11 protein-coding genes and 1 pseudogene are annotated in these 15,642 nt (G+C 38.4%); 4 read left to right on the plus strand and 8 right to left on the minus strand.

From position 1 onward, the window contains the following. The first annotated feature begins 183 nt into the window (after positions 1-183). The 3 genes from L4C37_RS00960 to L4C37_RS00970 all read left to right on the plus strand — a co-directional run bounded on the left by L4C37_RS00960 (position 184) and on the right by L4C37_RS00970 (position 4,279). Positions 184-2,223, plus strand: coding sequence for a bifunctional diguanylate cyclase/phosphodiesterase (locus tag L4C37_RS00960; protein ID WP_137373451.1), 2,040 nt, complete (start codon positions 184-186; stop codon positions 2,221-2,223). 144 nt (positions 2,224-2,367) lie between these two features. Then, a complete protein-coding gene (gene ubiU, locus L4C37_RS00965) occupies positions 2,368-3,381 on the plus strand; it encodes a ubiquinone anaerobic biosynthesis protein UbiU (RefSeq protein WP_273295056.1) in 1,014 nt (337 codons plus the stop codon). A gap of 19 nt (positions 3,382-3,400) precedes the next feature. Next, positions 3,401-4,279, plus strand: a complete 879-nt coding sequence (locus L4C37_RS00970; RefSeq protein WP_167494033.1) for a U32 family peptidase — start codon at positions 3,401-3,403, stop codon at positions 4,277-4,279. A gap of 93 nt (positions 4,280-4,372) precedes the next feature. On the opposite strand, the pseudogene L4C37_RS00975 reads toward L4C37_RS00970, so the two are convergent. The 6 genes and pseudogenes from L4C37_RS00975 to L4C37_RS01000 all read right to left on the minus strand — a co-directional run. Continuing rightward, positions 4,373-5,635 (minus strand): annotated as a pseudogene (locus tag L4C37_RS00975) (MATE family efflux transporter); the annotation flags it as partial. 331 nt (positions 5,636-5,966) lie between these two features. Beyond that, on the minus strand, positions 5,967-8,159 hold the full coding sequence (locus tag L4C37_RS00980) for an AAA family ATPase (protein WP_429767647.1): 2,193 nt from the start codon (positions 8,157-8,159) through the stop codon (positions 5,967-5,969). Continuing rightward, entirely contained in the window at positions 8,159-8,611 is a 453-nt protein-coding gene (locus tag L4C37_RS00985; RefSeq protein WP_016767823.1) for a VPA1267 family protein, read from the minus strand. Before L4C37_RS00985 ends, L4C37_RS00980 begins: the two co-directional genes overlap by 1 nt. 1 nt (position 8,612) lies before the next feature. Next, positions 8,613-9,161, minus strand: a complete 549-nt coding sequence (locus L4C37_RS00990) for a recombinase family protein (RefSeq protein WP_429767648.1) — start codon at positions 9,159-9,161, stop codon at positions 8,613-8,615. Positions 9,162-9,352: 191 nt separating this feature from the next. After that, positions 9,353-9,613, minus strand: coding sequence for an AbrB/MazE/SpoVT family DNA-binding domain-containing protein (locus L4C37_RS00995; RefSeq protein ID WP_016767821.1), 261 nt, complete (start codon positions 9,611-9,613; stop codon positions 9,353-9,355). Between the two features lie 108 nt (positions 9,614-9,721). Further along, complete coding sequence (locus L4C37_RS01000; protein ID WP_429767649.1) at positions 9,722-9,973, minus strand: helix-turn-helix domain-containing protein; 252 nt, start codon at positions 9,971-9,973, stop codon at positions 9,722-9,724. An 82-nt stretch (positions 9,974-10,055) separates the two neighbouring features. Here L4C37_RS01000 and L4C37_RS01005 point away from each other — a divergent pair, with 82 nt between their 5' ends. After that, complete coding sequence (locus L4C37_RS01005; protein WP_429767650.1) at positions 10,056-10,583, plus strand: hypothetical protein; 528 nt, start codon at positions 10,056-10,058, stop codon at positions 10,581-10,583. 220 nt (positions 10,584-10,803) lie between these two features. Here L4C37_RS01005 and L4C37_RS01010 read toward each other — a convergent pair whose 3' ends face one another. Further along, positions 10,804-13,722, minus strand: coding sequence for a type III restriction-modification system endonuclease (locus L4C37_RS01010; RefSeq protein WP_429767651.1), 2,919 nt, complete (start codon positions 13,720-13,722; stop codon positions 10,804-10,806). Beyond that, positions 13,722-15,623, minus strand: coding sequence for a site-specific DNA-methyltransferase (locus L4C37_RS01015; protein ID WP_429767652.1), 1,902 nt, complete (start codon positions 15,621-15,623; stop codon positions 13,722-13,724). The genes L4C37_RS01010 and L4C37_RS01015 overlap by 1 nt, the downstream gene beginning before the upstream one ends. Positions 15,624-15,642: the final 19 nt, after the last annotated feature.

The raw sequence follows: 15,642 nt of genomic DNA on the forward strand, positions 1-15,642 counted from the left end.
AATGAAACCATCATAAATGATGTGTTAGCCTCTATTACTGTTGTGTATCAATTAATTTCTCTTTGCTACTCAGCTTTAATATCCTGAAAATCACAGTTATAGTTAGAACTATTAGTAGATATATGGTTACAAGCATTCACCTACTGTGAGTGTGCAACCTTTTGGAGAATTGGTAGTACTTTGATGCCTCCCCAGCAATTACAGCATTGGTTTGAAAAATTCACATCAAATAGCCCGTTCTTTTTTGCGGTGCTCGATGACCAACATAATTATTTTATGGTCAACGAACGTTACTGTGATATTGCAGGGTTAAGCCAAAATGAATTGGCAGGCATGAATGATCGACAAACTCTCGGCGAACAATTCTACAACCATATAAAACCTTATTATGAGCGTGCTTTTTCAGGTGAAACAATTGAAGCAGAAATAACGCTTAATGAAACTGACTTAGAAACCAGTATTCATTTCAGTTTATCCCCCCTCGTTAGTGACGATAAAACGGAATACATTGTATTTCATGCAATCGACACCTCAGAAAACCAAGTATTAATACGTTCTCTTGAAGAGTCTGAAGCCAAATTCACAAAACTGTCTCAGCTCCTACCGGATGGTCTTTTACTGGTGGAAGATGATTATATTTTGTCATCTAACCCGGCAGCAGCCCGAATTCTTGGCTTTAACTCAACCACTGAGTTAATTGGTGAAGAGTTAGGGCGATTATTTATAGATCAGCAAACCAAAACAGTATTCAGTACTAAAATTAGCTCTTTAATCTCAGAGTCTGGTTTGGTTTGCTTAACTGGCGCACGTTGTGGCTTCGAAAGAAAAGTTCAGTTACATACTGATTCAACAGCAATTTTAGGTAACACAACTCAATTAGTGCTTATCCAAAATGCTCAAGATGCACCGAAACAACTTTCTAGTACGACCAATGAAGATGCCTATATTGATTGTCTAACAAAGCTGTATAACCGAGTGGGTTTTACCAAGCGGCTAGAACAATTTATTCAAAATAATACACCTGTTGTGATGCTCTACTTAGACATCGATAACTTTAAGAATATCAATGACTCTCTCGGTCACCACATTGGTGACAAAGTCATTAAAGAAGTCTCTTCACGTCTTAAGAGACTGTTACCTCGCCATGCTGTAATTGGTCATTTAGGCGGCGATGAGTTTGGGGTCATTTTACCTGAACCTGAAAATGACCGAATGGCTGAAATGCTGGCTGAAAGGATTATTTCCCTTATTAACCAACCATTTGACCTACACCACTTTAGTAAAAGATTGGCTTGTTCAATTGGCAGCGTTACTTTTCCACAAGATGGCAGAGATGCTCGCATTTTGCTGCAGAATGCCGATACCGCTATGTATGAAGCGAAGGATCGTGGACGTAACCGTTTGATTAAATTCAACGACCAAATGAACAAAGAAGCGCGTATGCGCCTTTGGCTTGAAATTGAATTGCAAAAAGCACTTCAACAAAACGGTTTAGAAGTATGGTACCAACCTAAAGTTAATGCTCGTGATTTTACTATCAACGGTGCGGAAGCCTTAGTTCGCTGGAAACACCCTGTAGAAGGCTACATTAGCCCTGCTGCATTTATACCAGTAGCAGAGCGAGCAGGTTTGATAGAACACTTAGGTAGAGTCGTCATGAGAGACGTATTCACCACAGTCAAACGTTGGAAAACACAGGGCATATTGCCAGGAAGAGTCGCAATCAATCTATCACCTGAGCAGTTTGGAAATCCTAAATTAATCGATTACATGGAAAAACTGCTTCGCACCACAGAGCTTGACCCTAGCGCAATAACGTTTGAATTAACCGAAAGTGCCGTAATGAGTGATAGTGATCATACATTGCAAATGCTTAATGCTATCAAGAAGTTAGGGTTTGCCCTTTCAATTGATGATTTCGGTACCGGCTATTCTTCATTATCTTATTTAGCTCGTTTCCCTATTGATGAGCTAAAAATTGACCGAGCATTCATCATGAATGTTGACACTTTGCCAAAGCAAGTGACTGTGATTGAAAACATTATCAATTTAGGTAAATCACTCGATTTGACGGTTGTTGCTGAAGGTGTTGAAACACGCGAGCAAGCCACACTTCTTTCCAATCTTAATTGCAGCTCTATACAAGGGTTTCACTTTTATCGACCTCAACCAAAAGAAGAAGTTGAAGAGTTGTTTGCACAAAATCGCCGTCATAAAAACTGATTTTCTTATTTAAACACCTGCCCTCCCCTACTCCTTATTGAGTAAAACTCGATTTATCCATCTAAACCTGCCCCACATCAATTATGGTATTCATAATTCTTCATAAAATGCTCGCTTCAATTTTATCCTATTGGTATCAAGCAAATGGAACTCCTATGCCCAGCAGGCAACTTACCTGCTTTAAAAACAGCAATTGATTGTGGTGCAGATGCGGTTTATATCGGATTCAAAGATGATACTAACGCTCGCCATTTTGCTGGTTTGAATTTTGCCGGAAAAAAACTGGACCGTGCTGTCCAATATGTTCATGACCGAAATAAAAAAATCCACGTTGCACTCAACACTTTTGCACATCCTAATGGATTTGAACGCTGGACGAACGCTGTCGATAATGCTGCCGCACTTGGTGTTGATGCGCTGATCGTTGCAGATATTGCTGTGTTGGAGTATGCAGCTAACAAATACCCAGATCTTGAACTTCACCTATCTGTTCAGGCATCCGCGACTAACATTGCAGCGATAGATTTCTACAAGCAAAACTTCAATGTAAAACGAGTCGTACTGCCTCGCGTACTGTCAATTCATCAAGTAAAACAACTTTCTCGTAACATCACTTCTGACGTTGAACTTGAAGTTTTCGCATTTGGCAGTCTTTGTATTATGGCAGAAGGTCGTTGTTACCTTTCTTCATATATGACGGGTGAGTCACCTAACACTGTAGGCGCTTGTTCACCAGCAAAGTATGTACGCTGGCAAGAAACAGAATCAGGGTTAGAATCTCGTTTAAATGAGATATTAATTGATAAATATGTCGCAGGTGAAAATGCAGGATACCCTACACTTTGTAAAGGACGTTTTGATGCGAATATTGATGGCGAACGTAAGCGCTATCACGCATTAGAAGAGCCTACTAGTCTGAATACCTTATCCATGATACCAGAGCTTTTTGCTGCAAATGTTGCTTCAGTGAAGATTGAAGGACGCCAACGTAGCCCAGCGTATGTTGAACAAGTAACTCGAACATGGCGCGCAGCTATTGACCGGTACTTAGCAAACCCAGAACAATATCATGTGGAGCCTTCTTGGAATGCTGCATTGGCTAATGTATCTGAAGGTACTCAAACTACCCTGGGTGCTTACCACCGTAAATGGCAATAACAAATAGATGGAGAATTCTATGAAATACGCATTAGGGCCTCTATTATATTTTTGGCCAAAACAAGATGTTGAAAGTTTTTACGAACAAGCAAAAAATAGTTCAGCGGATATTATTTATCTGGGTGAATCTGTTTGTTCAAAACGTCGAGAAATGAAAACTAAACACTGGCTTGATATCGCTAAAGATTTATCGTCTACCGGTAAACAGGTCGTGTTATCGACAATGGCATTGCTGGAAGCACCAAGCGAAGTGAACATCATGAAAAAGTACATCGATAATGGTGACTTTGCTATTGAAGCAAATGATGTATCTGCAATCCAACTGGCTAGTGAAAGCAAAGTGCCTTTTGTTGTAGGTCCTGCTGTAAATACTTATAACGCTCACACGTTAAACCTATTCTTAAAGCAAGGAATGACGCGCTGGTGCATGCCAGTTGAGCTTTCTCGCGAATGGTTGAGCAATATAATGGCACAATGCGAAGAGCTAAATATTCGTAATAAGTTTGAAGTCGAAGTATTCAGCCATGGCTATTTACCTTTAGCGTATTCAGCACGTTGCTTTACCGCTCGTGCAGAGAATAAAGCGAAAGATGACTGTGAAACTTGCTGTATTAAGTACCCAACAGGCTTACAAGTAGACAGCCAAGAAGGGCAATCAGTCTTCAACTTAAACGGTATTCAAACTCAGTCTGGCTACTGCTATAACTTAGTGAATGACTTACCGAGTATGAATGAATTAGTTGATGTGGCTAGGCTTAGCCCATTAGGTGTTGATACATTCTCTGAAGTTGAAAAGTTCAAAGCTAATGAGCAAGGCTTAAAACCTCAACCTATTTCAGATAGACAATGTAATGGTTATTGGCATCAATTGGCGGGGTTAAGCGTTAAGAATATCTAGATATTCAGTACAGCTTACACCACTCTATATCATAAAAAAGGTCCAGCTAACGCTAGACCTTTTTCTGTTTATAAAGAGTTCACATCAGAATATCTATACCATCACTGGTTTTTCTGAAGGTGGGTTTAGCTTCTTAACATCTTTCAGTAACATCACTATCACTACTAAACTCAGTGCAATATTTGAAATTGGGTACGCAATCCATACACCGGTTAGCCCCCAGACTTTAGGAAGTAGGTACAAGAATGGCAGTTGGATCAGCATATTGCCGATAGTCACAAACATTGCCTTACTGCCACGGTTCACGGACTGATAATAAGCTGCTGCGACCACCAAAAAACCATCTAGGAACAGTGCAAACATATGTAGCCTTAACCCTAGAACAGCCCCTTCCACTAATTCTGTGTTATTTGAATTGAATACAGATACCGCCTGGTAAGGGAAGATATTCAATACGATTACAAACACCAAACCACCAACGACAGACGTTACCATTGCTATATTAAGCAACTTACGCATGTTTTCGGGGTTCTTAGCTCCATAGTTATAACTCATTAATGGTTGCATACCATTCGCAACCCCTTCTACCGTGAGATAATAAACAGTCACAATATAGCCAATAATAGCGTAAGCACCAATTAACACAGAACTACCATACTGGGTAAATAGCGCATTATGTACAGCGACCATCATTGAACCATAGGCATACATAAAGAAGCTTGAAATACCAATAGTCAGAATAGTAGGTACAAACTCCAATCGTAAAACCAAACACTTAAGCGTTAAGCGAACTTTGGCTCTTTTAGAGAAAAAATATAAGATACCTAAAAGAGTTACCGTCATTTGAGCAATTCCGGTAGCAATCGCAGCACCTCTAAGTTCCCACTGTAAATGGGCAATAAAAATATAATCGAGTACGATATTGATAACCGCACCGACAATCATCAAGATAGTTGCCAAATTAGGGCTGTCGTCATTTCTCAATAGGAAAGGAATCGCAATCGACCCTAATGAAAAAACACTCGCAACAATTAAGATGTCGAGATATTGAACCCCAAGCTCTAGAACTCTTCCGCTTGCTCCTTGCAAGGCCAAGAAATCATCGGAGAAAAACCATAATGTTGTCGCAACAATAGGGGCAAGTATAAGCAACATTAAAAAACCAGTGGCTAAAGTTTGCTTAGCTTCTAAAGGCTTTTGCTCACCTTGCTTGATTGAAACCAGAGCTCCCGTACCCACGCCTATCATCATCCCTATCCCTAAAATAGTTCCGATCACAGGCCAAGCAACGTTAATTCCAGCTAAGCCGTCAGCTCCCACATAACGACCAATAAAAATGCCATCTACAACTTGGTATGAAGCGTAATCACATAAAAATTTTCGTTAGATTGATGAGTGGGTGGGTTTGTAGAACCCGTATTAACTAAGGTTTAAATAAAAAATCCTTGTACCCACCTCCGAAAAACCCAACTAACAAAAACATTTTTGTTAGTTTTCTATTCTGCCTTCTTTCTTTTCCTCATGCCTGCATTTAAATATTGCATACCAGAAGTATTAGCACTTTCTGTTAGTGTTATTCTAGTACGGCATTGGCACATGAATGTGCCAACACCATAAGTAAGTTTACTATTTCTGTTAGTTATCAAGTAAACTGATTGAGCCACTACTGAGTGCAAGCACTCATTCGCTAGGCATCAATAACTTTCCTTGACAACTTTTCTACTTCATCAGTCAACAAACTAGACAAACTTACCTGTCTTTTATTAACTGCTGTTTCTGTAGTGATTGCTTCTCTCAGTACCTTTTCACTGCCCAAAAAATATAGAGATTTTTCTGCTCTAGTAATTGCAGTGTAAACCCAAGAGTTATCCATAACTCGACTTCTAGAAAGTGGTACTATCACTCGTTCAAACTGACTTCCTTGAGCCTTATGTAAAGTAATAGCGTAAGCTAGCTCCAAGTCATCAATGTGATCATAAGTAACGTCAATTACAGCACCCGTATCTGTTTCCACCTTTACTATTGCTTTAACAAGATCATGACTACAGACCTCAATAATCTTACCTAGAGTGCCATTCTGAATATCAAGCTTGTAGTCGTTTTTCGTAAAAATGACAGGATCATTGAGGCGCAACCCAACATCTTCAAACTCACCATCAAATGAAAGAAACACTTTCTTACCGTATGGATTTTTAATTGCTTGGCAATGCTCATTAATTTCACGAGTCAACTTTCTGGTCGGAGTGATAATCTGACAATTTCCACCCAATTCTAAATACAGTTCGACTGCTGAATCCACTAAGGAATCATAAGGTGTACTTTTAAAGCTGATATTCTTGAAGGACAGGTTTTCAGGAATGATTTTGTTTCGGATTTGGTTTGAGTAAAAAGGGATTCCAGAAGATTCCTTTTGTCGCTGCACCACATCCAGCTTCACCGTACTAACAACATTACTGCGAACAATTTCGCTCAAGACCAACCCTGACCCAATCGGTGCTAACTGAGCATCATCTCCAACAAATATAATTCTCGTAGATGGCGGTATCTTCATTATGAGACGGTACAAGCTAAGGATATCGACCATTGAAGTTTCATCGATAATTAAAAGTGTCGGCTTATCTGACTCAAACTCACTTTCATCAAGCATGGCTAACCTATGAATTGTGTAAGTTGACATATGAATCGATTCACTTAACCTTTTCGTTGCTCGACCTGAAAGAGCTGTAGCAAATATTTTAAATCCTGAGTATCGATAAGCATCAACAATTGCTTTAAGGACTGTTGTTTTACCAGTGCCTGCACCGCCAGTAATGCAAAACACTTTAGTCTCCAAGCTTCTTACTACTGCTTCCCCTTGCTTATAAGAGAGAGGGAAAGGTATGCCTTCTAAGGCTTTTCGGTGCGATTCATCAAATACGGTCAACCATTCACGTTTCCAAGATAGCTTAGCAAGTCGCTTTGCTATGACTTTCTCCATAATGTAAGTGCCAGTATTATGAATCCTTTCACTATTGGGATCGTAATAGACAGCCAAAGAACTATGAGCATTAATAATGGCTTCTTCAGCTAAATCTTCATCATTTGCCAAACTAGCGACCCGACTAAATAACACCGAAACATCAGCTACGGTATGCCCTTCAGAGCAATAGTCTCTCATCGCAGACTCCACCATTGCATTAAGCCTTCTCAGATCATCCTCTTCGATATCAAAGTGCCTCTGTGCAATGTTGTCTGCTTCTTCAAATGACAGACCAAAATGCTGTAGCAAATAAGGATTTTCTTTTACTTGTTCAACTGAATTCTTCTTATGGTATCTAAAAAGCCTTGCTTGAACTCTTGGTGGTATTTTCTTTTCAGCAAACCATGATGCGTAACATAGGTTTTCGTATTTTCTATATCCAGCGATCAAAGCCTCAGCCGAATCTACGGTTAAAACCTTTCTTAGTGACGCTATATCTTTTTGAGAGAGTATTTCGAAAATTGTGCCACCAAAAGTATCAAAAAGTAACCTAGCCTTAGCCTCACCAATACCAATGAAGTCTTTTTCCTTAGAGATAAAACCAATGAACTCTTCAGCAGTTTCAGGCAAGACAATTTTGATCTTATACGGTTCAACAAAGCTAACTTCTGTCATTTCATACCCAGAGTCCTCTTTGATTCGAACTTCAGGCTTACCTAGCAATTCATAGATTTGCCCGACTCTAGGCTCTACCTCAAACTTACTTTCTGAGCAATGAATAGCAGCATATGATCTCGCAGATACTTTATTAGAGCGGTGACTACCTCGAACAAAAACACCATAGAACATATACTTATTGTCTCGGAGTGGGAATGCACTAGTAACACGCACATAGAACCTCAGATTTTTTTTCGATGACATCAAAGCACTCCCAATTCAGCAATAACCTCTTCTAACTCTCGATATCGTTCTAACTTTGCCTTAAGCACTAGGATTTCTTGCTGCGCTCGACTCAGTTGCGTTTCTAGTCTTTGAGCTTCAGTAAAGCTTTTGTTTCTTTTCGGGGTAGAAGCGATTTGTTGATCTGGTTTTGAACTGACCGCTTTAGGCAGTATTCCAATAGCCCTTAGAGAGTTTTCGAACTTTTCCAAATCTTTCACGATAACATCATTTTTGCTTAGAGCAGATTTGCCAATCCCCGCAACTTTCGCTACTTCGGTTCGATTTAACTTGCCACGATATACCATGCTTATTAGCATCGATTTGATTTCACGATTTAATTCCGCTCCCTCACTATCTTGCAGCCCCCCTTCAACAGAAGAAACCCACGCTCGAAACTTATCGATATTTTCTTCTTTCAATCCGTTAGACATACTACCTCCTTGAACTCTTCTCATTCAAAATTCGATAAACGGTTTGTCGGGATATCCCATGCTGTTTGGCGATTTGAGCTTTAGGTATGCGCTGTTCATTTTGAGCTATTACTGCTTTTCGCACCTTACTTGGTACTGAAGGGCGACCAATTCGGCTGTCTGTACTAGCCTTTTGACATTCAGAAAGGAGGCTATTTTCAAATTTGACAAATGAATCAAATAATCTGAGGCTTACTACTGATGAGTTCACTTCATCTTCCGATAGCACTATATTTTCAGCAACAAAGACAATAGAAGCACCTTGAGAAAGGATTTGCTTAGAGCGATGGTGCAAATCACTTAAGCTTGTAGCTAACGAACTAAAAGACTCAACATAAACACTATCCCCACGCTCTAAAAAGCGAATACATTCGCTGAGAGCCTCACTGTTCGACCCTGGTTTGGCTTTCTCATCTTCGATAAAAACTTTATCTAGCTCGATAGACACTAGTTTTGATTGAATAGAGTGAATTTGATCCATCCCACTCACGAAACCAATTTTTCTTGGCATCAACACACCCCTCTCCAACATGTAACATTAAACTTAGTATTTTTGTTACGAAGTGTCAAAAAACCATTTTGTTACATTATTATAGTTTATCAAAGATACAAAAAAACGAGGTTCGTTATTACGAACCTCGCTCTCTACCTTTTTCATTTCTATTGCCCTTTAGCCTTCCATACCTTAGAGTTTCATTGCTTTTAGCTTTGTTCTCGACCAACTATTGACTTACCACTCCACTCTTGCAGTTCAGGATCATTACGCTGCAATTCAAAATCTGTGTTAGCCATAAGGTCTTTTAATTTATATTTTGGTTTCTCATTCGATGGTTTAACGAAAAAGCCATCCCTTTGACGAACCAATGTAACTTTAGCACCAGGCTTTAGCTGCATTTCTTCTAACAGTTCATCGGGAATAACAACTCCAGTTGAACCATCAATCTTTATGAGAACTGTATCCATCTATACCTCCAGTCAGCTACGCTAAATGTTGGTACAATGTAATTAAGGTGTCAAATTTAAAGGGTCTCAAATCATCCTTTAGGTAGTTTGATAGATGACTCATATTTATTATTTCGACCTTTCTTTTATCGAGTCAAAGATCTCTTCATCACTAGGTAACAAATCCAATACAGGACACCCCAAGACGTAAGCGCATAAATAAACTTTTTCTAACGCTACGTTGGTTTCACCTCTTTCTAGATTTCCAATATAGGTCTTGCTTAGACCAGTGAATTTTGCAAGATCACCCTGCAACCATCCTATTTCTTTTCTCTTTTCAGCAACTTTGCTACCAAAGCTTATCGCTATTTCTTTTTTCATTTCAATTCACAGACCAATTATAGTTGGTTTAACCACCAAAACCAATTACAATTGGTTTGGTTGTTAATTATGGAGTTATCGTATGCAAGATTCATTTGAAGAAACAATGTTAATAGCAATATGTTCTAAGATGCCTCAAGTCTTCTATTTGAATGATCTCGTTAAAAAAATTAAAAACGATTACCAAGGAGATTTACCCCTGAGTTCTATTAAGCGATTAGTAGAACGTTTGTTAGAGTCATATGAATCTGAAGAACAACCTATTATTCAATCGCTTGGCAGTAAACCTTACGTTGGAGCTGTTTACCGAAAGCTCTATGTTGAGAATGAACAAGGTGAACTGGTTAAGAGTCACCCAATCTTGCCCGATTATTTTGAGATCGAGCACATCAAAGAAGTACGCAAAATCATAGATGATAAACTTGACTCGATTGAAAACCGAATTCACGCATATCAAAGATTGAGCTATAGCTTCCCAAAAACCGAAGACTGGTCCGATGCAAAGTTAACACGGCTTCTAACTCAGAAAGCATTTCTCTCTGAAGATCTCGATGTTATTGACGAACTTCTATCGGATACACAGCATTTAGAAAATGAGTTTGATTCGTAGAAATAACACTCTTAACCTCTTATTCCGACAAAAGAATACTGTTTACTGCTAAGTGTTTTGTCACAGCGGCATATTGACTCTGCTTTACGAGCATGCTTTGGACATAAATGCGTTATGTCGATGAATCTAACTTTTAAGTGTAAATTTTCTGTTCATGATTGAATTCTCCAAAATATCGAATGAAAGCGAAAGTATTTGATACTCTCGCTTTCTAGATAAGCTAACTAGAAGCAGCTTGCTTAATTAAATCGTAAATCAAATCATCAGCAAACTGTGTTTTGAAATCGACCTTGACCTCTTTACTGATCTGGTCAAAAAGAACTTTAGCATGTTCGATTTTTCGCTCTTCCTCTTTGCGAAGACTATCCTTGCCATCAACATTTTTCGTCTCAATGATGAAGTTCAGGAAATCACCTTTACTCGTTTTAACGACATACGCAAAGTCAGGAGAATATGAGTAGCCACCAGATACAGGGATCTTAATTGAGTTCTTCGGAATCTTAGTAAAGACTGATACAGATTCAATCTCACCATCGGTAATATTCAGTTTCTCAAGTTCAGAATCGTAAAACACATCTTCAAACAGGTATGTATCCAGAGGGGTGAGAGAGTCGTCATTATAAACGCCTAAATCACTTGCCATAACTTCGGTTCTAGGTTCACCTTGATCATCAGTAAACTTAGTTGGGTGCATACTATTTGATATAATGTTATAGCCAAGACCAAATTTATTGAATGAATTATTCAACAAGAATTTACTGAATCCTGATTTAACCTTTCTGATTGTCTGAATGTTCAAATAATCAGTAATATCAATCGTGCTTTGGACACTCAAAAATGCTTTATGAAGTGTAGATAACTTGATAAACGCTTCTTGTGATAATCGGTTCAGGAACTCTTTGTAAGTCATAGTAGAGAACTTGGTGAAGTCGTCATCGTTTCCAAACATTGACTTAGACATAGCTGTATCGTTATGAATATAGACCGTCTCAATACGTGTTTGAACACCAGTTTTCTTGAACTTATCTGACTCTTCAATCAGGTAATTTTTAAACAGCTCAAGGAAGTCATCTTCGCTTGCAATTTTATATTCTAAAATCGCTTTTTGGTTAATCATATCCCAAAGAGCTTTTAGCTCATCGAACTTACCAACACGCATTTTCGATGTTTTTTTAGCGCCATTATTAACCTTAATCTTGTTAGGCTTAACGCCTGTAGGAAATGCATTAGGGTATTGAGCTTTTAGTTTTGAGTAAGCATCAGAACCAAGTAAATTTTCATTTTCGTCAATGATTCCTTTACCCAACAGATCAGACATAATTTTAAATGCAGATAAATCAGGGTATTCGGCTGTAATTTTATCTTTGATTTCTTGAGTTAACTTGCTTGGAACAGTTTCTTTGAATGAAGAGTCATTCACTTCTTGAACGAGAGTGCTTACAAAGTCTTTTTCTGTAAAATCAACATAGTAATTAAGCATAAATGAACGGTCTTTAACACGCCCCATATACTCATTTACAGGTAGACGAAGACCACGGCCAACTTCTTGAAGTTTTGATGTTGTGCTACCGCTTGAACGTAACTTAACGATCTGCATTACGTTAGGCGAATCCCAACCTTCACGAAGTGTCCACTTACTAAAGATAAAACGTCTTGGATTGTCTAATGAAAGAAGAAGTTCTTTATCATGAAGAATCTCATTGATTTCTTTCTCAATTTTTTCATCTTTATCACTATTATCTTTCGAGAAATAACCGCCATGAGCAACAGACACATCTTTAATGGTCTTTTCTAGATATTCTCTGTAGAAAGCATCCGTTTCAACTTTTAAACATTCTTTAGCTTCTGCGACAACCCATTCTTCAAACTTCGTTTTTAAGCTACCTGAGAGGTTGTTACCATCACGATAACCTTCAATATCATCAATGAAGAAAAGCGATAACGGCTTGATTCTTGGGCGTTGAGTCAGCAATTCACGTTCAAGCTTGAAATGCTCCTTAATCGCTTTACGGATCATATTGTCTTCAAGCGTATCCGAGTATGAATAAGGATTTATAGACTTGCCGACTTTAAGCTCGATACCGTTACTCAACACAACCATTTTTGTGTTAAGTGATTCAATATACAGATCATGAATCTCGCTATGAGTCTTTGATAATGGCTCACCTTTCGCAAGTTTATAAACGGTTTTCGTTCCACTTTCGTTTAACTCAAAAGTTGCTTCTTTAGCCGTTGATTTAGTGAGTTTAAGGTTTGCAAAGTCATCACCAACAACATCTTCAATAAAAGCGTTAATCCCTTTTACTAGGTCATTGTTAAACGCATCGACAGCCGTTAAGCGATAAACTAGATTCTCGTAGTCTTCGTTGAAAGTTGCACCAAAACGAATAATGTATTGAGCATTAAGCTTGCTGATGTTGTCCCATGTTTTTTTAGCTGTAGGGAACTTATGAGGCTCATCAATTATAATAAAAGGTCTAACAGCACTGATAGCGTCAATCGGTGTATCGAATTTGTTATCTAACAACCCTGTGTCGTAAGTCTCAACCAATGATTTTGAGTTAATCATTCCTGAATTGATAACCAAAACGTGGATATGTTTTTTATTAAAATTATTTGCTTCAACAAAATCATGAACCGCTTGAGGCATAAAAGATTTAGTATTCTTCTTACTAGAACCTTTTTGACTTTCTACGACATAAGTTTTTAATTCACGTTCATAATCATCACGGAAATGTTCTTTAAGTGCATCACTTTTCAGAAAGTTGACTGTTCCAGCTTTGATTGAAAGCGTAGGGACAATGACAATAAACTTGTTGATTCCAAATGCTTTATTGAGATCATACATGGATTTAGTATAGGTATAAGTCTTACCTGTGCCTGTTTCCATCGAAATATCAATAACGTTGCTTTTAGCGTTGTAATGCTCTCTTTTATGTTCGATTCCATTGAATTCTTGGACTGTTTTGATGTTCGCATAGTATTGAGGGTCGGTGATACTAAGAACAGGATTTGCTCTAAGGCGAACGATAGGATCGTCCGATTGTTGAGGTTCAGCCCCAACAAACATACTCATCAATGCGTCTACACCTGCCTTTTGGTGTGGCAGATTCTTCTCAAATGTGAATCCCTTTGACATCAGTTTCTTCCTACCAGATCAATTTCTAATGACTTTTTATTAGCATAACTTTTCAGAGCTTCGTTTAGCTCCATTTGCTTCACGCTATCAAAGTTTTTACCAAAGAAAACAATCTTATTAGGTGAAAATTCCTTGTCTGTATCAAGTTTATTAAGAAGAGCTTTCAATGCATTACTAGAGAAATCTGAGGCAATCATATACAAGCGATTATCGCAAAGGTGAGCGATATAGTTAGCCAAGTCAATGTCTTGCACAGGTGTCGTTAACTCACTACCATCATACAAACGCCAAGTAGTAAGAAGCGTATGATATTGCTCATCGGTAAGCATCACATCATCAAACATTGTCATCGTCATTAAAGACAATTCTTTGTCGTCATCTTCGACTCTGAAATCTTCTACTGTCTCAAAGATTTTGAATCCCAGATTGCCCTGGAAATCAGGTTTTTGCTCACGAATCTTTTCAGCAGCTTTAATGATTCTGGCTTTAGTTAAATCGAAAATATTCACATAATCTTCTGAAGAGTTATCTAGCTTTTCAGGGATCTGAACTGTTATAAATTGTCTATTACCATTGTCATCAGCGTTTGCTTCTAGGACAGCATGTGCCGTTGACCCAGAGCCTGCAAAAAAATCTAATATGATGTCATCTTGGGATGACTGGGGGGTGATATGTATCAAGTTTTTGATTACAGGTATTGGCTTTGGAAAGCTAAATAACTTCTCACCATCGAATAACGCCCTTAAATCTCGTGCTGCTTTTTTGTTACCGTCAAGATCTGTCCATAAAGGAGATGGTCTTTTAGTTCTCCCTTCAAGATAGTATTTTATATATGGCCACCAGATTTCACCGCCATCACGTTTGGTTTTTTTCCAAAGAACCATGTCATCTTTGACTAATTGTTCATATGTAGGCTTACCGAAACGCCAACAACTTTCATAACCAGCAGGAGCAATTGGGTATAACTCGTTACCATCAGGATCAATAACAGCATAATACATGTTAGGTCGATCTTCTCTTCTGTCATTACTCCCTGTCTTTCTCATTTGATCGAAGGCGTAGTTACCTTTGGTATCTTTGTTTTGAAACCTTTTTAAATCATGTTCAGTGAGTGGCAATCCGCTAAGATCGACATTTTGTAATTTTGTATATACGAGAATATAATCAAAAGATGAACCTAATCCACCACTATCTTGTCCTGTTGTTTGACCAGTAGCTCTAACTATGTTCCCTGAAAAGTTTTGCTCACCAAAAACTTCATCGCAAACTAGCTTTAATTGACTAACTTCATGATCGTCAATTGATATGAAAATCACACCATTATCTGCAAGTAGTTCTCTTGCAATATATAGTCGAGGGTAAATGAAAGTTAGCCAAGCACTATGACTACTTGAACCCTTGTCCGTGAAATCCAAAATACGACTTGCTTCATCCAGGTCTATACCTGCTAAGTCAGCCAACTGTTCTTTGGTGAATTTACGGTCATCATTGTAAACAAACCCGTCTGAACCTGTGTTGTAAGGAGGGTCGATATAGATCATCTTGACCTTCTCACTGTATGCGTTAACCATGTGTTTCAATACTTCAAGGTTATCGCCTTTGATAAGCAGGTTTTTACTGTCTTTGTTCTGTTCTAACTGGTTATGTGCAACGTCTTCATCGATCAATGTTTTCGGTGGAAGATTAGTCAATAAGCGAGCGTAAGACTTACCAAGCCAGTTCAACGAGTATGACTCTTTTGAAAGTTCAACTTCATTCGCATTAACAACTTCAAGCATTTTCTCTTGAATGAAGTTACCCGACTTATCAAAGCATTGAGGGAAATTTTTTTTCAGGACTGCAAGCTGTTTGCTATTCACTGTCTCGCTGTTCGAATGAAGTGTTTCTTCTTTGATTGTCATCTTGTGTATCCAAATTTGT

Source organism: Vibrio kagoshimensis (genome assembly GCF_050337535.1).
Classification (GTDB): Bacteria; Pseudomonadota; Gammaproteobacteria; order Enterobacterales; family Vibrionaceae; genus Vibrio; species Vibrio gallaecicus.

Excerpts from the sequence above, each read along its gene's own strand:
- L4C37_RS00970 (WP_167494033.1), top strand. The coding sequence starts at position 3,401 with ATGAAATACGCATTAGGGCCTCTATTATATTTTTGGCCAAAACAAGAT.
- ubiU (WP_273295056.1), top strand. The coding sequence starts at position 2,368 with ATGGAACTCCTATGCCCAGCAGGCAACTTACCTGCTTTAAAAACAGCA.
- L4C37_RS01015 (WP_429767652.1), bottom strand. The coding sequence starts at position 15,623 with ATGACAATCAAAGAAGAAACACTTCATTCGAACAGCGAGACAGTGAAT.
- L4C37_RS01005 (WP_429767650.1), top strand. The coding sequence starts at position 10,056 with ATGCAAGATTCATTTGAAGAAACAATGTTAATAGCAATATGTTCTAAG.
- L4C37_RS01010 (WP_429767651.1), bottom strand. The coding sequence starts at position 13,722 with ATGTCAAAGGGATTCACATTTGAGAAGAATCTGCCACACCAAAAGGCA.
- L4C37_RS00985 (WP_016767823.1), bottom strand. The coding sequence starts at position 8,611 with ATGTCTAACGGATTGAAAGAAGAAAATATCGATAAGTTTCGAGCGTGG.
- L4C37_RS00990 (WP_429767648.1), bottom strand. The coding sequence starts at position 9,161 with ATGCCAAGAAAAATTGGTTTCGTGAGTGGGATGGATCAAATTCACTCT.
- L4C37_RS00995 (WP_016767821.1), bottom strand. The coding sequence starts at position 9,613 with ATGGATACAGTTCTCATAAAGATTGATGGTTCAACTGGAGTTGTTATT.
- L4C37_RS00980 (WP_429767647.1), bottom strand. The coding sequence starts at position 8,159 with ATGTCATCGAAAAAAAATCTGAGGTTCTATGTGCGTGTTACTAGTGCA.
- L4C37_RS01000 (WP_429767649.1), bottom strand. The coding sequence starts at position 9,973 with ATGAAAAAAGAAATAGCGATAAGCTTTGGTAGCAAAGTTGCTGAAAAG.
- L4C37_RS00960 (WP_137373451.1), top strand. The coding sequence starts at position 184 with ATGCCTCCCCAGCAATTACAGCATTGGTTTGAAAAATTCACATCAAAT.